Annotated in this window: 20 protein-coding genes and 1 pseudogene; 5 read left to right on the plus strand and 16 right to left on the minus strand. The window is 42.9% G+C overall.

All coding sequences use genetic code 11. The features are described from left to right. Window positions 1–40 precede the first annotated feature (40 nt). A complete protein-coding gene (locus GFB47_RS09000) occupies window positions 41–961 on the plus strand; it encodes a hypothetical protein (RefSeq protein WP_153447680.1) in 921 nt (306 codons plus the stop codon). Window positions 962–1,117: 156 nt separating this feature from the next. Here GFB47_RS09000 and tyrA read toward each other — a convergent pair whose 3' ends face one another. Both tyrA and GFB47_RS09010 read right to left on the minus strand, forming a co-directional pair. Then, window positions 1,118–2,248, minus strand: coding sequence for a bifunctional chorismate mutase/prephenate dehydrogenase (gene tyrA, locus GFB47_RS09005; protein ID WP_153447681.1), 1,131 nt, complete (start codon window positions 2,246–2,248; stop codon window positions 1,118–1,120). Window positions 2,249–2,297: 49 nt separating this feature from the next. Further along, window positions 2,298–3,371 carry a 3-deoxy-7-phosphoheptulonate synthase gene (locus tag GFB47_RS09010; RefSeq protein ID WP_153447682.1) on the minus strand — a complete coding sequence of 358 codons (1,074 nt, stop codon included), beginning with the start codon at window positions 3,369–3,371 and terminating at the stop codon, window positions 2,298–2,300. 195 nt (window positions 3,372–3,566) lie between these two features. Between GFB47_RS09010 and GFB47_RS09015 the strand changes: the two genes are divergently transcribed. Continuing rightward, window positions 3,567–5,249 (plus strand): sensor histidine kinase, encoded by a 1,683-nt coding sequence (locus tag GFB47_RS09015; protein ID WP_153447683.1) that lies wholly within the window; start codon window positions 3,567–3,569, stop codon window positions 5,247–5,249. Window positions 5,250–5,257: 8 nt separating this feature from the next. Beyond that, on the plus strand, window positions 5,258–5,992 hold the full coding sequence (btsR, locus tag GFB47_RS09020; protein ID WP_153447684.1) for a two-component system response regulator BtsR: 735 nt from the start codon (window positions 5,258–5,260) through the stop codon (window positions 5,990–5,992). Here the strand turns inward: btsR and GFB47_RS09025 are convergent. The 3 genes from GFB47_RS09025 to GFB47_RS09035 form a co-directional block, all read right to left on the minus strand. Beyond that, window positions 5,987–6,403: a phosphate-starvation-inducible protein PsiE gene (locus GFB47_RS09025; RefSeq protein WP_153447685.1), complete on the minus strand. Its 417-nt coding sequence runs from the start codon at window positions 6,401–6,403 to the stop codon at window positions 5,987–5,989. The two genes, btsR and GFB47_RS09025, sit on opposite strands and share 6 nt — an antisense overlap. Before the next feature lie 36 nt (window positions 6,404–6,439). Continuing rightward, window positions 6,440–8,227 carry a cation:proton antiporter gene (locus GFB47_RS09030; protein WP_153447686.1) on the minus strand — a complete coding sequence of 596 codons (1,788 nt, stop codon included), beginning with the start codon at window positions 8,225–8,227 and terminating at the stop codon, window positions 6,440–6,442. Between the two features lie 157 nt (window positions 8,228–8,384). Further along, the gene (locus tag GFB47_RS09035) at window positions 8,385–8,774 is read right to left on the minus strand and encodes a DUF2799 domain-containing protein (protein WP_153447687.1); all 390 of its coding nucleotides are present in this window, start codon (window positions 8,772–8,774) and stop codon (window positions 8,385–8,387) included. Between the two features lie 273 nt (window positions 8,775–9,047). On the opposite strand from GFB47_RS09035, the gene GFB47_RS09040 reads away from it, so the two are divergent. Then, entirely contained in the window at window positions 9,048–10,541 is a 1,494-nt protein-coding gene (locus tag GFB47_RS09040; RefSeq protein ID WP_153447688.1) for a carbon starvation CstA family protein, read from the plus strand. Between the two features lie 284 nt (window positions 10,542–10,825). Here the strand turns inward: GFB47_RS09040 and ispH are convergent, their stop codons facing one another. The 6 genes and pseudogenes from ispH to murJ all read right to left on the minus strand — a co-directional run bounded on the left by ispH (window position 10,826) and on the right by murJ (window position 18,615). Then, a complete protein-coding gene (gene ispH / locus GFB47_RS09045; RefSeq protein WP_178306471.1) occupies window positions 10,826–11,782 on the minus strand; it encodes a 4-hydroxy-3-methylbut-2-enyl diphosphate reductase in 957 nt (318 codons plus the stop codon). A 124-nt stretch (window positions 11,783–11,906) separates the two neighbouring features. After that, entirely contained in the window at window positions 11,907–12,335 is a 429-nt protein-coding gene (fkpB, locus tag GFB47_RS09050; RefSeq protein ID WP_153447690.1) for an FKBP-type peptidyl-prolyl cis-trans isomerase, read from the minus strand. Window positions 12,336–12,530: 195 nt separating this feature from the next. Next, window positions 12,531–13,043 carry a signal peptidase II gene (gene lspA, locus GFB47_RS09055; protein ID WP_153447691.1) on the minus strand — a complete coding sequence of 171 codons (513 nt, stop codon included), beginning with the start codon at window positions 13,041–13,043 and terminating at the stop codon, window positions 12,531–12,533. Further along, a pseudogene (gene ileS / locus GFB47_RS09060) lies at window positions 13,043–15,903 on the minus strand (isoleucine--tRNA ligase). The gene lspA and the pseudogene ileS overlap by 1 nt, the downstream one beginning before the upstream one ends. Window positions 15,904–15,966: 63 nt before the next feature. Further along, window positions 15,967–16,947 (minus strand): bifunctional riboflavin kinase/FAD synthetase, encoded by a 981-nt coding sequence (ribF, locus tag GFB47_RS09065; protein ID WP_153447692.1) that lies wholly within the window; start codon window positions 16,945–16,947, stop codon window positions 15,967–15,969. 111 nt (window positions 16,948–17,058) lie between these two features. Next, window positions 17,059–18,615 (minus strand): murein biosynthesis integral membrane protein MurJ, encoded by a 1,557-nt coding sequence (murJ, locus tag GFB47_RS09070; protein ID WP_153447693.1) that lies wholly within the window; start codon window positions 18,613–18,615, stop codon window positions 17,059–17,061. Between the two features lie 289 nt (window positions 18,616–18,904). Between murJ and rpsT the strand changes: the two genes are divergently transcribed. Beyond that, the gene (gene rpsT, locus GFB47_RS09075; RefSeq protein ID WP_017023738.1) at window positions 18,905–19,165 is read left to right on the plus strand and encodes a 30S ribosomal protein S20; all 261 of its coding nucleotides are present in this window, start codon (window positions 18,905–18,907) and stop codon (window positions 19,163–19,165) included. 277 nt (window positions 19,166–19,442) lie between these two features. On the opposite strand, the gene GFB47_RS09080 is transcribed toward rpsT, so the two are convergent. The 5 genes from GFB47_RS09080 to ptsP all read right to left on the minus strand — a co-directional run bounded on the left by GFB47_RS09080 (window position 19,443) and on the right by ptsP (window position 25,117). Next, window positions 19,443–19,736, minus strand: a complete 294-nt coding sequence (locus tag GFB47_RS09080; RefSeq protein ID WP_153447694.1) for an ArsR/SmtB family transcription factor — start codon at window positions 19,734–19,736, stop codon at window positions 19,443–19,445. Between the two features lie 52 nt (window positions 19,737–19,788). Next, window positions 19,789–20,679: a transcriptional activator NhaR gene (nhaR, locus tag GFB47_RS09085; RefSeq protein WP_153447695.1), complete on the minus strand. Its 891-nt coding sequence runs from the start codon at window positions 20,677–20,679 to the stop codon at window positions 19,789–19,791. A 159-nt stretch (window positions 20,680–20,838) separates the two neighbouring features. Beyond that, window positions 20,839–21,690, minus strand: coding sequence for a thymidylate synthase (locus GFB47_RS09090; protein WP_153447696.1), 852 nt, complete (start codon window positions 21,688–21,690; stop codon window positions 20,839–20,841). Window positions 21,691–21,693: 3 nt separating this feature from the next. After that, window positions 21,694–22,539: a prolipoprotein diacylglyceryl transferase gene (lgt, locus tag GFB47_RS09095; protein WP_153447697.1), complete on the minus strand. Its 846-nt coding sequence runs from the start codon at window positions 22,537–22,539 to the stop codon at window positions 21,694–21,696. Window positions 22,540–22,867: 328 nt separating this feature from the next. Next, window positions 22,868–25,117, minus strand: a complete 2,250-nt coding sequence (gene ptsP / locus GFB47_RS09100; protein WP_153447698.1) for a phosphoenolpyruvate--protein phosphotransferase — start codon at window positions 25,115–25,117, stop codon at window positions 22,868–22,870. Window positions 25,118–25,147: the final 30 nt, after the last annotated feature.

A 25,147-nucleotide genomic window follows, 5' to 3' on the forward strand; every position in this document is an offset into this window, starting at 1 on the left:
AAGTTTTCAATTACGATAAAAATAAAAGGACTTAATTATTATGAATATCAAACTTATTATTAGCATGATACCAATAATGACAATACTAGGTTGCAGTTCACCACAAGTTATCGAACCACAACCTTTTAGCTCTGAGAATAGTTATGCATACAACATAGCAAATCAAACAGCATTAACTAAGCCCTATTCGTTTGGTATAAAAACGTATGATTCGCCATTAAAAGATTTCACATTGGAAGAGAAAGAGGCTGCAAATCAAGTTTTCAATAAAAAAAGCAATGCAGGGTCGATGTTAAGTCTGTCATTAATTACCGCACTATCGGGTAATCCCATGTTGGCACTTGGAGGTGCAGGAACAAGTGGATTACTGGCTATGACTAATTCACAGCATATAGCCTCGAAACCCACATGGATAATATCCGTTAAAAAATCAGACTTTGGTTCAAAACTTGAAGCTCAAAAATTCATTATAAACAACATTAAAACAGCAACAATAAATGAGCTTGAAAAGTACGGTGAAGTTAAACAAGAACAGGCGTTTAAAAACCACCCAAATTGGGAAACATTTGTAGTTAAAATTGACGGTCAGTGGATAAGAAGTGGGTTAAATATTCAATCTGAATCGGTTTCCACTGACTTACTAACAGAGCGTAAAGTTCTACGCGATGGGAAGATGGTTGACGCATACACCTATGGATATGGTGCTGAAATTTCCAATTTGAATACCACTTTAGTAACAGTGCCGTTACCCATTTTAATTGCCCGAAAAATGGGAGAAGAACAAGATTTCGATCAAATAATTAATAGCATTACCACTAAGTTGCCTAAAGGATTTTACCTATACTACATTCCATTCCCAACAGTAAAACAAGGTGATCAATATTACATTAATACATTAAACCCATTACCAACAATATACACGCAAGGCAAAAAATACGAATTTCTTAAACCAACACCATAAGAAAGTATCATCGGGTATCCACTATTTTTAATTTGGATTCACTCCTTTGAAATTGATGAGTAAAAGAAACCCAAACTAAAAGTTAAACAAAAAAATGCCCAACTTGAATCGTTCAAGTTGGGCATTTTTATAATTTTTCTGACATTCTACAAACCGTCACTTACCTCGATGGATCGCGTCATTGGCTTGTTTGAGTAGGTTTTGGCTCTCGTTCATAAATTGTTGAGAATAATCACCATACCATTCCGATACGCCTTCAAACTGCTTAACAAACTCGGCTTTATCGTGGTTATCTAAAATCTTAATTGCTTCACCAAAACGATGGTGGAAGCGTTTAATCATGTCGATATTGTGTTGCGATGCCATGATGATATCGCCATAGAGATTTGGATCTTGAGCAAATAAGCGCCCCACCATCGCCAGCTCTAAGCGATAAATCGGTGAACTCAATTGGACCAAGGTATCTAAGTTTGGGTTCTCTTGCGCCAAATGCAGACCATAAGCAAACGAAGTAAAGTGACGCAGCGCTTGGATCAGCGTCATACCGTTATCGTGCTCTTTAGCATCAATCGCGCAAATGCTTGCTCCCCAAATTTCGAACTGCTTGAGTAACCATTGGTAGGTTTCGGGGGCGCGTCCGTCGCTGCAAATAATCACCTGTTTTGCCATGCTTGGAATATCAGGGCCAAACATTGGGTGCAAGCCAACAACAGGGCCAGCGTGCACTTCAAGCATTGCCGCTAACGGCTCGGCTTTGATGGAAGTTAAATCACATAAAATACAATCATCAGGCAATTTAGGCAGCTTTTGGATCACGCCATCAGTTAAATGAATAGGAACACTCACCACCACCATGCCAGCATCTTTCACTAAGCTTTCGGCATTATCCCAATCCTGACTACCCAAGATTTTCACTTGGTAGCCAGAGAGTTCAAACATCCGCTTGAATACGCCACCTAACTGACCATGACCACCAACAATCACAATCGGACGTAATTCTGGATTCAAACATTTAAAGCCCGAATCTTTTTCGCTGGCATAAGACTCACGCATAGTACGGCGCAAAATATCTTCGATTAATTGCGGTGGCACCCCTCGTTTTTCTGCTTCTTCGCGCCGAGAAGCCAACATTGCCGCTTCTCGGTCTGGGGCGTAAATCGGTAAGCCGTGAATACTTTTTACTTCGCCAACTTTTTCCACCAGCGACAAACGCTGCGCTAAAAGATCCACAATTTGTTTGTCTACTGCGTCAATTTGATCGCGCAGTTCATTTAATTCAACAGCCATGATTTTTTCCTAATTCCACCAATACTAACGTCCTTGATAACCGCCTATTTTATCCTTTTAAACGGTCTTCTAAAAAGGGTACCAATTCTTGATGAGCATGGCGCAATAAGATTTCAGTCGAATCCCAATTAATACACGCATCTGTGATCGATACGCCATACTGCATCTCAGAAAGCGCAATATCCGACCCTTGATTACCTTCATTAATGTGGCTTTCAATCATTAAACCAATAATAGACTTATTGCCTTCGCGAATTTGATGGATAACATCTTCTGCCACCAATGGCTGACGACGGTAATCTTTGCGTGAATTGGCATGGCTACAATCGACCATTAATGACGCATCTAAGCCGTGTTTCGCCATTTCGGTTTCACATTCATTAACCGACACTGAATCGTAGTTGGTTTGCTTACCGCCTCGTAAAATCACATGACCATTTGGGTTACCTTGAGTGGTTAACAGTGCGACTTGGCCGTTGCTGTCTATTCCCATAAAGCGGTGACTCGATGATGCGGCTTGCATTGCATTAATAGCGGTGCCTAAACTGCCATCGGTACCATTTTTAAAGCCAACCGGAACCGATAATCCACTCGCCATTTCACGGTGAGTTTGAGATTCGGTGGTACGCGCACCAATCGCCGCCCAACTAAAAGTATCACCAATGTATTGCGGGCTAATAGGATCGAGCGCTTCGGTTGCTAATGGGATTTCCATTTCAGCTAAATCAACTAATAATTGACGCGCCATGTGCAGACCATGTTCGACATCAAATGAGTTATCAAGATGTGGATCGTTGATCAGCCCTTTCCAACCAACGGTAGTACGAGGTTTTTCAAAGTACACCCGCATCACAATGTACAATTGATCATTTAAGGTATTGGATAACGCTTTTAAACGTTTGGCGTATTCTTTGGCGGCATCAATATCGTGGATCGAGCAAGGGCCACATACGACCAATAAGCGGTGATCTTGTTTATGGATGATATTAGAAATGGTTTGACGTGACTCTTGAATAAAATGACGAGCCTTGTCACTTAGTGGGATTTTTTGCTTTAATTCATTGGGAGTAATGATAATCTGTTCATCACTAATATTGATATTGCTTAATTCACTTTTATGCATGGTCATCCCTGTAAACTTTATAATACATTTAATTGAATAGCGACATGGCGCTGTATGGAACTAAATTAACACGCTATTTTTTATTTTCAAACCAATCAATAGTTAAAAACATCCGTAAGAATTAATATACACGTGTAAAAATATAATTACACCACTATTCTGCATTCTTTATTCTCTTAACTCAAAGCGCAAACTATGGATCTTATTCTTTCGCTGCTACAACAAATGTGTGTCTACTTAGTCTTGGCGTATATGCTGAGCAAAACACCCATTTTTTTGCCGCTACTCAATGTCTCATCGCGTCTTTCTCATAAATTCAGTTGTTATGTCTTATTCTCATTATTTTGCATTATGGGGACCTATTTTGGTTTGAGTTTTAACGATGCCATTGCCAATACTCGTGCCATTGGTGCGGTCATGGGCGGGTTATTTGGTGGGCCAATTGTCGGCTTTGCTGTCGGATTTACTGGCGGTATGCATCGCTATAGCCTAGGGGGCTTTACCGATGTCGCTTGTGCGATTTCCACCACCACAGAAGGATTAATTGGCGGCTTGTTACATCTGTATTTAGTGAGAAAAGGCAAAGCGGATCAACTGTTCAACCCTATCGTGGTCTTGTTGGTTGCTTTTGTGGCGGAAGTCAGCCAAATGTTAATCATTGTTGCGGTGGCGAAACCCTTCGATCAGGCTCTATCTTTAGTTTCCAATATTGCCGCACCAATGATCATCGCCAACAGTGTTGGTGCCGCGTTGTTTGTCAGTATTTTGCAAGATAGAAAAACCATTTATGAAAAATACTCTGCCACTTTTTCACGTCGCGCTTTAACCATTGCTGAGCGAACGGTTGGGATCTGGAATTCAGGGTTTAATGCCAATAACGCCGAACAAGTGGCTCGTATTATTTATCAAGAAACACGTGTCGGCGCGGTTGCGATCACCGATAAAGAAAAAATCTTAGCCTTTATTGGCATTGGCGATAATCATCATCAACCCAACACCCCTATTTCCTCTGATTGCACTTTACAAGCGATGCAAGAAAATCGAGTCATTGTTTTAGATGGTAGGGAAAGCCCCTATCAGTGTTCGATCTCCGCTGACTGTAAATTAGGTTCGGTATTGGTGATCCCACTGCGCGCCGGCAAAGAAGTGGTGGGAACGATTAAACTGTATGAGCCAAAACGTAAACTGTTGTCTAATATTAATCGTTCGATGGGAGAAGGGATCGCGCAACTGCTTTCTAGCCAAATTCTTTATGGTGATTTTCAGCAGCAACAAACGCTGCTCACTCAAGCCGAGATTAAATTATTACACGCTCAAGTTAACCCACATTTTTTATTTAATGCTCTCAATACCATTAATGCGGTGATCCGCCGCGATCCCGATAAAGCGCGTGAACTGATCCAGCACCTTTCCCACTTTTTTAGAAGTAACTTAAAACAGAATATCGAAACCGTGACCTTTAAAGATGAACTGGCGCATGTCAACGCCTACCTTACTATTGAAAAAGCGCGCTTTACCGATAGGCTTGAAGTAGAGATTGATATTGCCGAGGCATTATTAGATAAATCGCTGCCAAGCTTCACCTTACAACCTTTGGTGGAAAATGCGATCAAGCATGGCGTCGGCAATCTATTACAAGGTGGACGAGTGCGTATTTATAGTCAGCAAAATGCGTTAGGCTATTTAATCGTAGTCGAAGATAATGCTGGCAGTTTTATCGCACCACCTCGCGAGCATCAAGGCTTAGGAATGGATATTGTGAATAAGCGTTTAAACAACTTTTTTGGCCCTAACGGTGAACTCCAGATCGAGTGTCAAAAAGACCAATTCACTCGCATGAGCTTTTTGATCCCAACGAGCATGATCGGCAAACAATAAGGATAATTATGTTAACCGCGATAGTCATTGATGATGAGCAATTTGCACGTGAAGAGATGAGTGAATTACTGCAAGAAAGCGGTGCGGTTGAAGTGATCGCGCAAGCTAGCAACGCGATTGAAGGACTAAAGCTCATCAACAACTTAAAACCGGAAGCGGTGTTTGTGGATATTCAAATGCCACAAGTTAATGGCATCGAGTTATTAGCGATGATGGATCCCGATACCATGCCGCAAGTTATTTTTGTTACTGCATTTGATCAATATGCCATTCAAGCATTTGAAGATAACGCATTCGACTACTTGCTTAAACCGGTTGATCCAAAGCGTTTAGATAAAACCATTCAGCGATTACTTAAAGCCAAGCAAAACCAAGAAGCGATCCATACTCAAGCTCAAATCGAAGCGCTCACGCCCAAAAAATTACAGCAAGTGCCTTGCATGGGGCACAACCGCATTATGATCATTCCACTGCACGATATTGAAACCGCTTTTAGTGATCTTTCTGGGGTGCATATTCAAACCGCGCAGCAAACCGCCAGTAGCCAACTGACCTTAAAAACCTTAGAAGAAAAAACCGAATTATTACGCTGTCATCGCCAATACTTAGTCAATACTCAAGCCATTCGTGAGATCCGCTTACTCGACAATGGATTGGCTGAAGTGATCACCCATAGTGGTAATATCACCCCAGTCAGTCGCCGTTACTTAAAGCCGTTAAAGGAAATTCTTGGCATATTATGAGTTTTTATCGGTATCGCCATTATCTGTATCGCCATAAGGATATTTAGTGTGGCCAAATCGGATCGCCAAGATCGCAATAGTAATGATCAAGATCGCCCCAGATAAGCCCAACATTCGATAGGTATCCAAGTTTTTCATATCTAAAATCATATAACGAGCCAGCGCCACGATCACAATATAAAGTGGCATCCTAACCGGTAATCGCCCCGATTTTAAATACAAGCCCACCATCGCCAATACTTCTAAATAGATAAAAAGTAGAAGTAAATCCGTTAGACCTACATGCATATTGGTAAACACTAGCCAAATCTCAATCCCCATCGCGATCACCGTTAATAAGGCAATCGCAAATAGCCCTAGATCCTCGACAAAAGAGATCGCCTGATAACCTTTTCCTTTAATTCGGTTCATATTTCCATTTCCCTTAAACCTGATCCAATTCAATAATCACTCTTTAATCAAACTCACCACAGTCCAATCCGCATCCGTAGTATGCGTACTGTCCTTCGACAAAATATGAATATTGCCTTTTGGATCGATGGTAAATAATGATAAACGATGTCCGTCGGCGTATTTCATCACATAATCTTGCCAAGTAAATTCGGCGCTGAGCTTAGTGTGTTTTACTTCTGCGCCTTGATTTAACAAGCTGGCGAGTTTTTTATAACTGACCTCATCACCAAATAGTGTTCTACCATTGTTTTGTTCCACTACATTATGCTTTTCGTGCTGATTGGTATCTTTGACTTTACCATTTAAAAAGAATACCCGCCTTTCGCCAAAGTCACTCATAAAGTGTTTGGCGACCACAATATTGAAGTGTTTATCCGGTGATACCGCCACCACATTACCAATGCCAATGAGATCTAAATACTCTTCCGCATGGCTTGAGGTTGGGTTGCCGTAATAGGTTTCTAGCCCCAACATACGGGCTTTGCGAATATAGTCCCAGTTAGAATCAGTGACTACCACTCGGTCGCCATATTTCTTTAATGCTAGCGCTAAGCTTCGACCGATATCATTGGCCCCCACAATCAAATAGCCTCTTGGTGATGGCTCGGCGACGTTTAATAAATTGGCTAAGGGGCGCGCAGTGAAACTCTGTAATACCACCGTTCCGACGATCACCATAAAAGTGAGTGGTACTAATAGATTCGCGCCTTCTACGCCGGCATCCACCAGCTTAATGGCAAATAAAGATGAAATGGAAGCGGCGACGATCCCACGCGGCGCAACCCAAGCAACAAAGAATTTTTCTTTAAATTTAAGACTGCTGCCAATAGTTGCCACAAAAATAGCAATCGGTCGTGAGAGCAATTGGATCGCGGCAAACAAAATAGCGGAGCCCACACCAAGCGCGGCAAAATCACTCAACTCCATGCGGGCCGATAACATTAAGAACAAACCGGAAATCAATAAGATAGTGAGGTTTTCTTTAAAATGCAGGATGTTTTGAATATTGACGCCTTTGGCATTGGCGAGCCACATTCCCATCACGGTGACCGCCAGTAAACCAGACTCTGACTCCAAACTATTTGAAATCGAAAACACACCTAACACTAAGGTTAATACCGCAAAAGGTTGCAGATATTCTGGCAATAATCGACGACGTAGTAATTGCGCTAAGATCGTGCCTGCCACCACACCAAATACAATCCCAATCAGTAAGATTAAGCCAAAGACTTCAAGGCTATGTACCTTGCTGCTTGAGACAATAAATTCATACACGATCACAATAAACAACGCGCCGATAGGATCAATTAAGATCCCTTCCCAGCGCAGAATATTGGCAAGCTTGGCTTGAGGTCGAACGGTACGCAGTAATGGCACCACCACAGTAGGTCCGGTGACCACAGTTAAACTACCGAACAACAACGCCAATGGCCAACTAAAATCGAGGATGTAAAAGGTAAATACACTGGTTAATCCCCAAGAGATCAACGCGCCGATGGTGACAATATTAATCACGGTGCGGTTCACCTCGCGGATCTCTTTTAAATTTAAGGTCAGGCTGCCTTCAAATAAGATCACCGCCACCGCGAGGGAGATTAACGGAAATAACAAATCGCCAAACATTTCATTGGGGGTAAAAAGGTGCGTAATAGGACCAATGATAAATCCAGCGATCAATAAGAACAAAATGGCGGGCAGCTTTAAACGCCAAGCCAGCCACTGGCAACCTAAACCGACTAAACCAACCGCAGCCAGCATTAATCCTATTTGTTCTTCATGCATAAAAATCCCTTTACGCTAATTTATGTTCTATACCCAAAGTAATTGAAGTTGCAGTGAGGCGGCAAGTAAACGAAGCCCCATGAGCTTAGCTTGCCTAAGTAATTGGGGTGAGTTAGCGCAGCCAACAAAGCTGTAGCTTCAAGTAAGACGGGTATATTTAGTTGGAGCCATCTAACTTACTGTCATTCCAACCACGTTGCCATTCCATTCTGAATTTTTGCGCATCCGGCGTGCCTTCACATACGCCTTCATAATAATTGCCAGAGATACCAATTTGATAAGCGTGTTTCGGATTGCAGTATTCTTTATTCCCTTCTAAATAACCGTCGGCGTAATCATTGATATTAACGTAACCTAATTTTTTCAACTGACTTGTGGTTCGATTTTGTTTGCCCTTAATGCCATCGGAGTAGCCTACGGATGTCCAATCTCCTGCCTTAGCGTAATCTTCTACCGTGCTATTAACACAAGCCGCTAACAACAAAGTGGAGCAACTGATCAGTAACCCTTTTGCTAGTGATGAATAACCGCTTTTATGAACGCTCATAATATTCCTTATTGATATGATTTGAGTGTGACTTTTTTATCTCTAAGCCACCAACACGCTTGTGTACTTCGATGTTGAATCTAGCAACTATTACACAGGTCACATTTAAAACAAATGAAATCAAGCACATTTATTAACATAAAAGCCACTTAATTTGTTTTTATGACCACTTAATCCACTATTTAACCACTAAGCAAAAGTTATGAGATTGTTATCAAATAGCCATTTACTATATATCCTGAATTTTCAAACTATTTGAATAAGGCAATAACTATGATGATGTTCCTTTTTTGTGTAGCGGCGCTGATCGCGGGCTACTTTATCTATGGCGCTTTCGTTGAGAGAGTCTTTGGCATTAATGAAAAACGCACCACGCCGGCTTTCTCAAAGCAAGACGGGGTCGATTATGTGCCAATGTCGAACAAAAAAGTTTATTTAGTTCAGCTACTCAATATTGCAGGGGTCGGTCCAATTTTTGGCCCAATCATGGGTGCCCTTTACGGCCCTGCCGCGATGTTATGGATTGTACTGGGTTGTATCTTTGCAGGTGCGGTACATGACTACTTCTCTGGAATGTTGTCGGTGCGTAATGGTGGCGCTTCGGTTCCAAGCTTAACTGGCCGTTACTTAGGTAAAAATGCCAAGCACTTTATGAATATTTTTGCTTTAGTGTTGTTGCTGTTGGTTGGGGTGGTTTTTGTCTCCGCTCCGGCAGGTATGATCACCAACCTTGTCAATGAGCAAACCAATACTACGGTTTCTATGGGAATGATGGTCGCGATTATCTTCACTTATTATGTGATTGCTACCATAGTTCCAGTCGATAAAATCATCGGTCGTTTTTATCCATTCTTTGGCGCTCTGCTGATCTTCATGTCGGTTGGCCTTATCGCGGCGATTGCGTTTTCTAGCGAACATTCAATTTTAGCCGGATACAAGTTCAGCGATATGTTCACCAATATGAACCCAAATGATCTACCGCTTTGGCCTGCACTCTTTATTACCATTGCTTGTGGTGCGATTTCTGGCTTCCATGCCACTCAATCTCCATTAATGGCTCGCTGTTTAGAGAATGAAAAAAATGGCCGCTTTGTGTTCTTTGGCGCCATGATTGGTGAAGGTGTGATTGCCTTAATTTGGTGTGCAGTAGCCCTATCTTTCTTTGGCTCTATGGATGCATTACAAGCAGCAGTTGCCAACGGCGGCCCTGGTAATGTGGTTTACAGTGCCTCATTTGGTTTACTTGGCGTATTTGGTGGTATCTTAGCCTTCTTAGGTGTGGTCATCTTGCCGATTACTTCCGGTGATACAGCTTTCCGTTCAAGTCGTCTGATTTTAGCTGAATACTTCAACATGGAACAAAAAACCTTAAAGAATCGTTTATTGATGGCGATGCCGTTATTTATTCTCGGCGGCATTTTAACTCAAGTTGATTTTGGTATTATCTGGCGCTACTTCGGTTTTGCTAACCAAACTACCGCAGTGATGATGTTGTGGACCGCATCGGCTTACCTACTACGCTTTAATAAATTCCACTGGATCACAACCGTTCCTGCGATGTTTATGACCGCAGTGTGTATCACTTTCATCTTAAATAACCACACGTTAGGCTTTGGTATGGGAATGCAAATTTCAACTATCGTCGGCATTGTGGCGAGCTTATTAATTACTGGCTACGTCATTAAAATCTCGAAAGGTAAAGGTGACCCAGAGTTTGATCAAGCAGAAGAAGACAAGCTGATCGATTACACTGAATCTCGTGATTAATAGCTAAGTTGCTAAAAACACAAAGGCCGATAGTTGAAAAACTATCGGCCTTTTTTGTATTGAAGAACGGGTGGTAAGGTATTTGTAGTTAATAAGCCATCAATAACACAACTCGTTTTTGGACAATTCCTTGTCAGTGGCTTTCCTAAATTAGCATCTCACGGATAATTTCAGGTATTGCAAACCTTCAATCAAGTGGCCCAATTCACTCAGCCACTACAAGACTTTCATCTAGCGACCTTTCTAATTTTTTTCGAGCTACGAGTAACGTTTTCCGAGACCCGCTACTCTACATTTTTAATTTGCAGCTCTCTTGGCACTTCAAAGAACATATTCTCTTCTCGCCCTAACACTTCTTCAACATCGGTTGCGCCCAGCTCTTGAATGCGTGCAATGATTTGATCGACTAACTCTTCTGGCGCGGAGGCTCCAGCGGTGACGCCAATTTTGTGTTTGCCGTCAAACCAAGTTGCATCAATATCTTCTGGGCAATCAATTAAGTAACCTTGAGTACCAAGCTTTTCAGCTAATTCTTTTAAACGGGTAGAGTTCGAGGAATTTCTAGAGCCTACCACCACCATAATATCGACACTACTGGCTAGAATACGCACTGCATCTTGACGGTTTTGAGTCGCGTAGCAAATATCATCTTTACGTGGCCCTTGGATATCAGGGAATACTTCACGCAATGTATTGATCACATCCGAAGTTTCATCCACCGACAAAGTGGTTTGGCTAACATAATGTAGATTAGTGGGATCTTTTACCGTTAATTTGGCAACATCTTCAGGGCGTTCAACCAGATACATACCACCAACGTCACTGGCATATTGCCCCATAGTGCCTTCCACTTCAGGATGACCCGCATGACCAATAAGTACCACTTCCATATTCTTACGACTGGCACGAGCGACTTCCATGTGCACTTTCGTTACCAAAGGGCAAGTGGCATCAAATACGGTTAATTGACGCTCTTTTGCCTCACTACGCACCGCTTGAGAGACACCATGCGCCGAAAAAATAACAATGTTGTCATCTGGTACTTCAGATAGCTCTTCAACAAATACGGCGCCGCGCGCTTTTAAGCCTTCAACCACAAAACGGTTATGCACCACTTCATGGCGAACATAAATCGGTGGTTGATACATTTCTAAGGCACGTTCGACGATACTGATCGCACGATCAACACCAGCACAAAAACCACGCGGGTTTGCTAATAAAATTTTCATTTTTTGAGTCATGTCCTGAGCTATCTCTTGTGCGTCAATAATAGCGCTATTCTACCTATAACGAACTCACTGACAACCTCTAGATGAGATGTAATATCAATTCCAATATCGCCTGGCGTCTAAAATCAAATAGTGATTATTCGACGTTTAAAATTTCCACATCAAAAATAACATCTTGGCCTGAAAGTGGGTGATTAAAATCGACCGTCACTGAGTCACCGCTCATTTGAGAGATAATGCCTGGGATTTCACGACCATCTGGTCCGGTAAACGCCATAATCGTTCCAATTTCAAGATCTTGGCCATTAAAGCGAGTGCGATCCATATGTTGGATAAAATCTGGATTCGGCAAACCAAACGCATCCTTGGCTGCCAATTCAATCGCTTTTTTATCGCCAGTGGTTAAATCAATAAGGCAGTGCTCAAAGTTCTCACTTAAGCTGCCATCTCCCATCACAAACTTAGCTGGCTTGCCTTGATTGTGGGTACTATCAGCAACGGAACCATCTTTAAGCTTGATGGTAAAATGCAAGGTAACTTGGCTAGTATTGGTTATGTTCGACACAAAAATATCCTTATTTATATAGGGTTTAAAATTGAGATCCTATGTGATTAGGGTGAGAGAGTAATCAAAGACTAAATGGCATTGGTATAACCCAACCGCAACCGAAATCTCAATCTCAACTATCTAGAATGAGTATATAAAAAAGCGCCGCACGATAAACGTGCGGCGCTAATAAACTGAGGCTTAGATTACGAATTAATCTTGCGACTGCTCTTTTTTTGTACGAAAACCGTCCAGTACAATCATAACCGCGCCAATACAAATCGCTGAGTCGGCTAAGTTAAAGGCAGGCCAATGGTAGTTACCCCAGAAAAAATCGAGGTAATCGACCACGAAACCATGCACTAAACGATCAAATACGTTACCGAGCGCGCCACCAATCACCATGGCATAAGCGGGATTATTCCAACGCTCTGTCGCCGGTAGTTTACGCATCCAGAAGATCAGCATCGCGGTAACCGCAAATGCAATCGCACTAAAGAACCAACGTTGCCAACCCGGTTGATCGCTTAAAAAACTAAACGCTGCACCAAGGTTGTGAACATACAGTAGGTTAAAGAAAGGCAAAATCTCAATCCGATTTACCCAGCCGTAACCCATGTTGTTCATCACTAATAATTTAATGCCAATATCAGCAAAAAATACCAGCGCCGCTAGCCAAAGCCAGCGTACGCCTGATTGTTTAAGTGTTAACGATTGAGTCGTCATTAGGCAAACTTACGCGCTTCGCCGTCACCGTCAACGTTAGTCACACAACGACCACACACAGTTTCGTGTCCTGCGATAGTGCCAACATCGGCCACATGGTGCCAACAACGATCACATTTTTCAGCTTCTGAAGCCGTCACTTCAACAAATAAACCTTCAACTTCAGTTGCTTGGGCAGCATCGGTTTTAGCGCTTAATGGTTGAACTTGTGCTTTAGAGGTTAATAGCACAAAGCGAAGTTCATCTTCAAGTTTGTTCAGGTTAGCTGCTAATGCGTCATCGGCGTATAACACAACTTCCGCTTGTAGCGAACCACCAATGGTTTTGTCTTTACGCGCAGTTTCGAGCAATTTGTTCACGCCAGCACGAACCGATTGGATTTGAGCCCAGAAATCGTTGTTTAGTGCTTCGCCTTGTTCTAGACCAAATAAACCGTCGAACCAGTCACCGGTGAACACGAAAGTATCACGCGCTTCGCCATTGGCTTGATTGGTTGGCATTTCGTTCCAGATTTCATCTGCCGTGAACGACATGATAGGAGCCATCCAACGCACTAATGCTTCTACAATGTAGTACAGAGCGGTTTGACAACTACGTTGAGCATGACCGCCCAATTTGGCTGTGTACTGGCGATCTTTAATCACATCTAAGTAGAACGAACCCATTTCAATTGAGCAGAACTGCATCAAACGCTGAGTTACGCCATGGGTGTTGTACTCTTCATAAGCTTTTACGATTTCAGTTTGCGCCGCTTGTGCACGACCCACAGCCCAGCGATCGAGTGCAACCATATCTTGTGGCGCAACCATATCGGTAGCAGGGTTGAAACCTTTCAAGTTAGCGAGGAAGAAACGCGCAGTATTACGAATACGACGGTAAGAATCGGCGCTGCGTTTTAGAATTTCATCCGACACTGCCACTTCGCCAGTGTAATCGGTAGAAGCAACCCATAAACGCAAAATATCCGCGCCAAGTTTGTTGGTCACATCTTTTGGTGAAACCACGTTACCGATAGATTTAGACATCTTACGGCCGTTAGCATCCACCACAAAACCGTGAGTTAATACTTGTTTGTAAGGGGGCTTTATCTTTCATTGCCACAGAGGTGATCAATGAGGATTGGAACCAACCACGGTGTTGATCCGAACCTTCAAGGTACAGATCAGCGCTGTTGCCATTGAATTCGCCGCGACTATCTACTACTGAATAGTGAGTCGTGCCTGAATCAAACCATACATCTAAAGTATCGAGTACTTTTTCGTAATTGGCGGCATCGGCTGCGCCCATTAAGTCAGCAGGATCAAGATCCCACCATGCTTGAATGCCTTTTTCTTCAACCAGTTTTGCCACTTTTTCGATCAGTGCTGGAGAGTCTGGGTGCAATTCTGCGGTTTCTTTATGTACGAATAATGCGATTGGTACGCCCCCAAGTACGTTGACGTGAGATACACCATTCTGGGCGACCTTCGATCATACCTTCAATGCGGCTTTGACCCCATTCTGGCATCCATTCAACGTTTTTGATTTCGCTTAATGCTTTCGCACGTAGACCGGCTTGATCCATCGAGATAAACCATTGTGGCGTGGCGCGGAAGATGATCGGAGTCTTATGACGCCAGCAATGTGGGTAGCTATGCTCAAAAGAGTGATGATGCAGCAATGCACCTTTTTGTTGTAACACTTCTAATACCGAAGCATTGGCTTTGAATACGTGTTGACCAGCAAATAGCTCGGTATCGGGTAGATACACACCATTTGACCCTACAGGGTTCGCCACTTCAAGATCGTAACGCTTACCGACCACGAAATCTTCTTGACCGTGGCCCGGAGCGGTATGAACCACACCAGTACCGGATTCAGTGGTCACGTGCTCACCTAAAATAGCCGGTACGGTGAAATCGTAGAATGGGTGATTAAACTGACATAGCTCTAGAGCTGCGCCAGTCGTAAAGCCTAAGTTATGGTAGTGCTCAACATTCACGCTATCCATTACCGCTGTCGCCAACTCAGAAGCCACGATAATACGCTCTGCTGGTTGATCGCCATTGGCTTCAATTTGGATTAATACGTATTCAAGATCATCACGCAAACAAACCGCGCGGTTAGCCGGCATGGTCCATGGTGTGGTGGTCCAGATAACAACCGACACATCACCTTGACCTTGATGACCTTCTTTACAATCAAATTTTGCCAGTGTCGCCGCTTCATCTGTCGCTTTAAAACGCACATAGATAGAAGGCGATACTTTATCTTTATATTCTACTTCCGCTTCGGCTAATGCAGAACCACAGTCAGTACACCAGTGAACAGGTTTAAAACCTTTTAGCAAGTGACCTTGATCGGCAATTTTACCTAATGAGCGGATAATGTTGGCCTCGGTGCCAAAATCCATGGTGCGGTAAGGTTTGTCCCACTCGCCCATAATGCCTAAACGCTTAAAGCTTTCTTTTTGGCCTTCAACTTGACCTGCTGCGTATTTACGACATTCTTCACGAAATTCAGCCGCCGTGATCTTTTGACCTGGCTTGCCTTTTTTCTTCTCTACCATTAATTCAATTGGTAGACCGTGGCAATCCCAACCTGGAACGTACGGAGCATCAAAGCCAGATAGCGTCTTTGATTTAATAATAATGTCTTTAAGAATTTTATTTAAAGCGTGACCAATATGAATATCACCGTTGGCATAAGGAGGGCCATCGTGTAATACAAACGATTTTTTACCTTTCTTTGCTGCGCGGATTGCGCCGTAAAGATCTTCTTGGTACCAACGCTTAAGCATTTCTGGCTCACGATTGGCCAGATTTCCACGCATTGGAAACCCTGTGTCAGGTAGATTCAGAGTATCTTTATAATCAGTCATCGATTCTTAATTCCGTTACATTGGGCGACATTAATGAGAAGTTTAATTTCTGGGCTGTTCGCGTTAGCAACCAGGCTCGGAAAGTATATTATGTTCAAGCAACCACACCCTTGCGGCTTGAGCATCTAAGTCTATTTGTTGTTTCAGTAGCTCGAAATTATCGAACTTTTTTTCATCTCGAAGTTTATGCAACAGCACCACTTCGAGTTGTTTACCATAAATATTTTGTTGGAAATCAAATAAATGCACTTCCAATTGTTGGCGAACCCCATTGACCGTTGGGCGGTTACCGATATTCGCAACCCCACCGACAACCTGTTGATTACCATCAATAATCTTCACTACATACACACCAGAAACCGGTGATACGTTGCGCTTTAATGCAATGTTCGCGGTTGGGAAACCAATGGTACGACCCAGTTTACGACCATGAGCCACTCGTCCGTTTATGCTGTAATCACGCCCTAACATGGCGGCAGCTTCTGGTAAGTGATCTTGCGCCAGTGCTTTTCTTATTGCTGTACTGCTGACTCGAATAGAATCTGGCTGAGCATTGTGTTTTGGCGTATGCATGCAAAAACTGTCGGTGCTCACCACTTCAAAGCCGTATTGTTGTCCGGCCAATTTTAAATCATCAAACGAGCCTTGACGATTTTTACCAAAGCGAAAATCATCCCCAACCACTAAATATTTGACGCCTAAATTAGCAATCAATAAATCTCGAATAAAAGCATCGGGAGTTAAGTTAGCAAAGCTTTGATTAAAATTAACACACAGTAGTCGGTCAATGTTGCATTTGGCCAATTTAACAAACTTATCTCGCAGCCGAGTTAACCGCGCAGGCGCTGATTGCTTAGCAAAAAACTCCATCGGTTGAGGCTCAAATGTCATCACAACCGCAGGTAAATCTAATACTTCAGCATGTTGACACAATCGTCTTAGCACTTGCTGGTGGCCTAAATGCACCCCATCAAAGTTACCAATACTGAGCACGCACCCTTTATGATGCGATTTGATATTGTGAATGCCGCGGATTAATTCCATATTAAGGTTCTTATTACCAGGGTTTTATTGTGCGTTAAACTGGCGAATTATACACATAAACCCCCTACCAATGCGAGCATCCTAGCGGCAGTTTATGTGTATCATGGCGGATTAATGGCCTTTTAGATCTTTCACCCGAATGCCAAACGTTAAGATTGAGACGATATACCCCACCGCCCCCAAACCAATTAAGCCAATTAACCAGTAAGCACGGGTCGAAATATGCCAAGTTAACCACACACTCATATCCGCTAATTGCCAATCCAATAACGCGGCCATCACGCCACCTGCAATCACCACTTTCAAGGCAAAAATCAAGGTTTCACGCGATAAACGATACACTCCTGCAATGTGCAAACCACGATACAGCAACACCATATTGACCAAGGCCGAAAGCGAAGTCGCCATCGCTAGACCAACATAACCAAAGAAATAAGCAAAAATCGCATTAAAGACCATATTGGTCAGCATTGCGATAATGCCGTAGCGCACAGGGGTTTTGGTGTCTTGTCTTGAGTAATAACCCGGCGCTAATACTTTGATCAACATGAAATTTAACAAGCCGGAGGCATAAGCAAACAACGATAATGACGCATTGTGTACATCGCTTGGCATAAATTCACCACGCATAAACAAGACCATTAGCATAGGTTTAGCTAATACGATCAAACCCACCATCGCTGGTACGCCCAGTAAGATCACCATGCGTACTCCCCAATCCATAGTATCGGAGAAACCTTTTGATTCAGCATCGACATGCTTACGCGACAAGGCTGGCAAGATCACGGTCGCAATCGCAATCCCAAACAAGCCTAACGGAAACTCTAATAAGCGATCTGAGTAATACAGCCAACTGATCGAGCCGGTCATTAGGAAACTCGCCACCATGGTATCAAACAATAAGTTAATTTGACTGACAGACACACCAAACAAAGCAGGGATCATCAAGGTGCGAATTTTTTTCACCCCCGGATCATTCCAACCCCATTGTGGTTTTACCAATAAGCCTTCGCGGTACATAAACGGGATTTGGAAGCCAAATTGCACTAAGCCCCCTAAAAAGACCCCAATTGCTAAGCCGACTTCCGGTTGTTGCATGTGCGGAGCAATAAAAATCGCCGCAATAATCATCATCACATTAAGAAAAACGGGGGTGAAAGATGAAACGGCAAATTTTCCTATGGTATTAAGCACCGCGCCCGACAGCGCCACAAAGGTGATAAACCATAAATAAGGAAAGGTAATTTTGAGTAGGAAGCTTGCTAGCTCAAATTTATGCGCATTCGGACCGCCATGTAACCAGTCCATAAACCAACCCGCACCAAAAATAGCCGTCACCACTCCAGAGCCTACCACCCCACAAATAGTCACTATGGTCACTAACACCCCTAGAGTACCGGAGGCTTTAGCGATCAGATCGCGGGTTTTATCTTTGTCTCCTGCCGCGTGATATTCGGTTAAGACTGGTACAAAAGCTTGCGAGAATGCCCCTTCGGCAAATAAGCGACGTAAAAAGTTGGGAATTCGGTTGGCAAAGAAAAAGACATCCGCTGCTGCCCCCGCCCCCATCAAATTAGCCACCACAACATCACGGACTAGGCCTAATATCCTAGAAACAAAGGTCATTGCGCTTACAATAAGCCCAGATTTAAGCAGTTTTCTACTCACACGTGCCTCAAATATAAAGAGTGGGTACAACAAAAATAAGCAATCTTTCGCTCACAGGATTAAAATTAAAAACAAAGCAAAAGAGTTACTCATGTGATGAGATAATTAATAGCATTGGAAAACAAATGCTGATAGAATCCACGCCATCTTAACCGCGTAGACCTCACTTCTCCAAAGTTTTCTTTGGAAAAGCTTGGTTTTCGTACAAATCTGTTGACAACCACGTAGGAAAGAGGCATAGTCCTCGCCCTTAAATTGTCACCGAACTAAAGTTTTGGGAGTTAGACCCTTGGCAAACACTAAATCTGCTAAGAAGCGCGCGATCCAAGCTGAGAAACGTCGCCAGCACAATGCTAGCCGTCGCTCAATGATGCGCACTTACATGAAAAAAACTATTGCCGCTATTGAAGCTGGTAATAAAGAAGCGGCTACTGCTGCTCTAGTTGAAGTTACACCTCTTCTAGATCGCATGGCGACTAAAGGCCTTATTCATAAGAATAAAGCTGCTCGTCACAAGTCTCGCTTCACTGCAGCAATCAAAGCACTTTAATTTTATATTAAACGCTTAATTGCACAAAAACCGGCCTCGGCCGGTTTTTTTATATCTAAAATTTGTCACTCACAACGTCTAATACCCATTCTATAAATTTAATATTTGTCACTCACAGCCCCTAATACCAATTCCATAAATTTAATGATCGTTCAAAATTGAGTACAGAGAAAAGTGTCAAAGGATATGGATGGTCTTTCTCAAGCACCAAGGACGGATCAGCGTCTTTTCGGCGTATTCAAATTGATCAAATATTAAATGGAATGGGGATAATTCTTTAATCACAATACAGCTTATGCAACTGCTGTATCATGGCTTTCACTTCGGTACTATGTAGCGAGTAATACACCGTCTGAGACTGCTTACGGGTTGTGACTAGCCCATCACGGCGCAACCATGCCAAATGCTGCGATAACGCCGATTGGCTTAATGCTAACAATTCCCCCAACTGGCCGACCGATAACTCTTGATCGTGCAAAATACACAGGATTTGCAATCGGCTCTCATTGGCCATGGCTTTAAGAAGTACCACCGCTTGCGCTACGTTGCCTTCCATTTTGACTAAATCCATCTTACTGCCTCATAAACTGGAACATTCTTCATCATCAATACTTGAATCTGCATTAATGAAATAGATTACTAAAGTCAGCCTCACACACACTCTTAACTGCCGGATGCTGGATCATACGTTCTGCAAAAATAACGTAGTATTCTTCTTTTAATCCTTCAATTTCACTCACCAAATGAATAGGTACTTCATCTTTCACTTCATTAAAATAAATCGACGGCGCTAAGAAAATGGCATCTTTGTGGTAACGAGCGAATACTTTCATTAATGCGGCATCATCAAACTCACCTAAAATATCAGGCGTGATCGCTAGGCTTTCAAACCAATGCAAAATATTACGCCCCATTGCGGTTCGACGACCAGGCATTAATAATTTTTTATCTTGTAAAATAGCAGGAAAACTTTTGGCATCGATCGGGCTAGAAGAAAAGAAGCTCATATTACATTCGCCCAGTTTTTTGCTAAATAATCCTGGGCTTTGACTCGAATCGACCGGACAATCTGAGAGGATCATATCCAACTTATGCTGCGAGAGTTGTTCTAGCAATAGTTCATGGGTCGATTCAAAACAGCGTAAATGAATACTGTTATCTTCCGGTACAGTGGTCATGAGTATTTTGCTCACCAAGCGCTTAGATAACGCATCCGCCACGCCAACATCAAACAAAACATTCTTTCGCTGGCTGTAATTGACGATATCCAGCATCTCATAACTCAGGCCAAACATTTTATCGGCATAGCGAAACACCATTTGCCCTAGTTCCGTTGGCTCCACGCTACGACCACTGCGCTTTAAGAGTTTGCCATCCATACGCTCTTCAAAGGATTTGATCTGCCCTGTCACTGTTTGAGGGGTTAAGAATAATGCCTCTGCCGCCTTAACCACCGAACCTTGCTTGCATACCATCCAAAAATAATACAGATGGTTATAATTTAAATGCGACATCCTTAACCTCGAAAAAAGCATTACATAGCCTGTAATAGTAAAGTTTTTCCGATCTTTTTACGAGTAACAAAAAAGCCCCTACTCACACTATCTAAACAGCGAGATAGCGGAGTAAGGGCTCATCATGTTGATGAATACCGTGACTAAAACGAATTCAAATTACACTGAAAACGGGTATTTAATCCCTTCGTGGCATTGGTAATCACGCACTTCAAAATCATCAAGCGTTACCCAAGTTTCTAAATCTTCTAATGATTTAATTTTTGGATTGATATGAAAAGTAGCCGCGTCAAAGGGTTGACGTTTTAATTGGATATCCCGCATGGGCGCCAGTTGGTCTTCATAAATATGACCGTTAACGATCTTATGGTAAGCCACACCCGCTTTGTTGCCAGTGATTTGCGCCATAATAGCAAGGAATACATACACCTGAACCATATTGAAATTTAGCCCTAACGGTACATCACACGAACGCTGAGTGCTATTTAGGTATAAGGTATCACCCAATAAAGAAAAATGATGACTGTACATACAAGGACGTAAGCAACCCATGTGAAATTCACCAGGGTTGTAGAAATTTAAGATTTCCCCTCTGTCATCCACACCACGGCTTAAATCATCAACAATTTTACGCAGTTGATCGACACTGCTGCCATCGGGTTTAGCCCATGCTCGACCTTGAACGCCGTAGACGCGCCCCATATCATCCTCGCCTTTACGATAAGGATTATTAAGCCAAGCTTGGTTTAAGTTTGAGTTGGCATCCCATGTTTTGGTGCCTAACTTGCGAAAATCTTCGGCGTTATCGTAACCTCGGATATAGCCCAGTAATTCCGCCACTGCCGACTTCCAAAAACTTTTACGGGTGGTGACTAACGGAAAAGCATTATTACCCACATCGTAAGTTAAATCAGCATTGATAATGGTTAAGCAACGTTTACCAGTGCGTTCGTTTTCAACCCAGTGGCCTTGCTCAATAATTCGGTGGCATAAATCTAAATATTGTTTCACCGCTTATTTTCCTTTTACTGATTTTTTATTCGAGCTTTGTGTACCAGCGACTGCTTGAGGTTTTTGAGTTTTGTAAGACCAAATCATGATCAGCGCGCCAATAATAATCATTGGCGTGGATAGGATTTGTCCCATAGAGATCACCCCATCAAATAAGCCTAGCTGAGCATCCGGTTGACGTACAAATTCAACACTAAAGCGGAATACACCATAACCAATCAAGAATAAACCCGATACCGCACCAGCAGGACGAGGCTTACGAATAAACCAGTTTAAAATAAAGAACAGCACCACACCTTCTAACAAAAATTCATATAATTGTGATGGGTGACGTGGGTAAGGACCACCACTTGGGAAAATCATCGCCCAAGGCACATCGGTGACGCGCCCCCATAATTCGCCATTAATAAAGTTACCAATACGACCGGCGCCTAAGCCAAACGGTACCAATGGGGCAATAAAGTCAGCAACACCAAAGAAGGTACGTTTGTTTTTGCGCGCATACCACCACATTGCGGTGATAACGCCCATCAAACCACCATGGAATGACATGCCGCCAGTCCACACTTTGAAGATGTACAGTGGGTCGGCCATCCAGTAATCAAAGCCATAAAATAGGACATAGCCAATACGACCGCCCAATACAACCCCAAGAAAACCGGCAAATAATAAGTCCGATACTTGCTCACGAGTCCAAGTACTGCCTGGTTTATCAGCGCGGCGATTGGCAACATACATCGCGAATGCAAAGCCAAGTAAGTACATCAAGCCATACCAACGCACCCCAATCGGGCCGATAGAAAAAATAACGGGGTCTATATGGGGAAAGACAAAAAATCCCTGACTCATAACGGTCTCTCTGTAAAAATTGAAAATAGTCAATAATGTCTGACAAGCTAAGGTTCAAATAGTGCCATAGCATAACAAACAGATAATGAGGCGTATCATAGAGGAATAGTAATTTTAATCATAGTCAGGCTGGACAATATTGAGCATAGAAAAAGTGCCATACCAATCGAAGTAATAGCAATGCCATAATTTAATGCTCGAACAAAATTGAGTACAGAGAAAAGTGTCAAAGGCCATGGATGGCCTTTTCTCAAGCAATCAAGGACGGATCAGCGTCTTTTCGGCGTATTCAAATTGATCAAATATTAAATGGCATTGAAATTCGCTTCTATTTTTTACCGGCGCGGATAAAGCCTGCTAAGCCTTTTTGCTCAAGATAAGAAAAAACGGTGTGATAAATTTGATCAGCATAAGGCTTAGCTAAAGCATCCTGGCTTAATTGTGCTAACTCTTTGGCACTGACCTTTCTTAAAATATATTTAATTTTGGCTACGTTCGAGGTATTCATACTTAACGAACGGTAACCTAAGCCAATTAAGAGCAGTGCCCCAATCGGATCGCCGGCCAGTTCGCCACAAATACACACAGGTAACTTGTGTTGCTGACAGGTCTCAAAAATATGTTTTAGCGCCATCATCACCGCAGGATGCACATGTTCATACAGATCGGAAACACGGGAGTTATTACGATCGACCGCCAATAAATATTGGGTTAAGTCATTGGTGCCAACCGAAACAAAATCGACTTTATCTGCCACCAAGGGCAATAAATACAATATTGATGGTACCTCAAGCATAATACCGAGTTGAGGTCGTTCTAGCTCAGGAATGGTCTTTAATACTTCTTGATAAGCACGCTCAAGCAAGGCTTTCGATTCATCGATCTCTTGGCTACTGGAGATCATTGGCAACATAATATTCAAATTGCCGATCCCTGCACTGGCTTTTAACATTGCGCGTAATTGGATCAAGAAAATATCAGTGTGATCTAAGGTAAAACGAATACCACGCCAACCAAGGAAAGGGTTATCCTCTTCGATTGGAAAATACGGTAGGGCTTTATCGCCACCAATATCTAAGGTGCGCATCACCACTCGTTTGTCCGGATAGGAGGATAAAATCAGGCGATAATTTTGAGTTTGTTCTTCCTCTGACGGAAAGCCATGCTGCATTAAAAACGCAATCTCTGTGCGGTATAAACCCACCCCATCGACACCTTGGTTGATGGCAATATTGGTATCAGCGCTCAGGCCGGCATTAAGCATTAACTCCACTCGCTGGCCATCTTGCGTGTAGGCCGGCTTAGATAATTCTTGCTCAACCAACTGCGATAATTCTTGCTCTTCATGCGACAGCGAGCGGTATTCTTTGAGTAATTGCTTGGTCGGCTCAATAAAGATATCACCGCTATAACCATCAATAATGCCCAACTTACCGCGTAATATTTCCGGTTTTAGTTGCGCCCCCATAATGGCGGGGATCCCCAAAGCGCGCGCCAAAATAGCCGCATGGGAGTTTGCAGCCCCTTCAAGCGACACTACGGCTAATAACTTATCTCTTGGAATACCAGCAAGAATAGAAGCGGTTAACTCACGCACCACTAAGATCACCGGATCTTTAAATCCAGACTCGCGCTTATCATGATTATGCAAAAAGAATAATAACCGATGGCCTAATTCTTTAATATCATTCGCCCGCTCTCGCAGATATGGATCCGACATTGTCGCAAAGCGTTTAGCATACAGTTCAATGACCTGCCTTAATGCCCAATCGGCCCGATCGCCTTGCTCAATTTGACGATTAAGATCCGCTTTCAACATAGGATCGTGCAATAAGTGAATATATAACTCGAAGATCGCTAAGGTATCTTTATTCAGTTCACTATCAAAACGTTTACGCATACGGCGGAAATCGGCAATCGCCTGCTCAACCGCTAAGGCTAACCACTCTTGATCGTATTCGATATCTAAACTGGAAGCCGGTGCCACTTTACTAAGATCTGGATGAGTATCGTCCCACCACATTTTACCAATTGCGATACCGCGTGAAGCGGCCAGCCCTTTAAACGAGCGAACTTGACGACCTTTTAATGTCCACACCCCTTGCGCTTGACTATGCGCAATAATAACCGCTAATTGAGTGGCTAAGGTGACTAGAAAGGATTCTTCGATTTCACTGAATTGACGCGGCGATCGCTGCTGGATCACCAACACGCCAAACACTTGACGGCGATGAATGATGGGAGTGCCTAAAAAGGATTGGTAAACATTTTCGCCAAGCTTAGGAAAATATTTAAAATCAGGATGTTGCTGTGCTTGTGCTAAGTTTAATGGCTCTGCACTGCGCCGTACCAACCCAACCAGACCTTGTTCAAAAGGAATATGAACCGATTGACCTGAGAACTTTAAACCTTGTGTGGCGATTAATTCCAACCGATGACGATCGTTATTGGCAAGGTAAACCGTACAGCATTCCGTCTGCATTGCTTTACAGGTTTCTTGCACCAAAATAGTTAAGGCTTGGTGTACGTTTTCGGCCTTAGAAACTTGTTCAACGATGTCCCTCAGTTGAATCAACATACAGGGTACTTCCCTCCTAGAATGATACCT

This window comes from Vibrio algicola (genome assembly GCF_009601765.2).
In the GTDB taxonomy this organism is placed as follows: Bacteria; Pseudomonadota; Gammaproteobacteria; order Enterobacterales; family Vibrionaceae; genus Vibrio; species Vibrio algicola.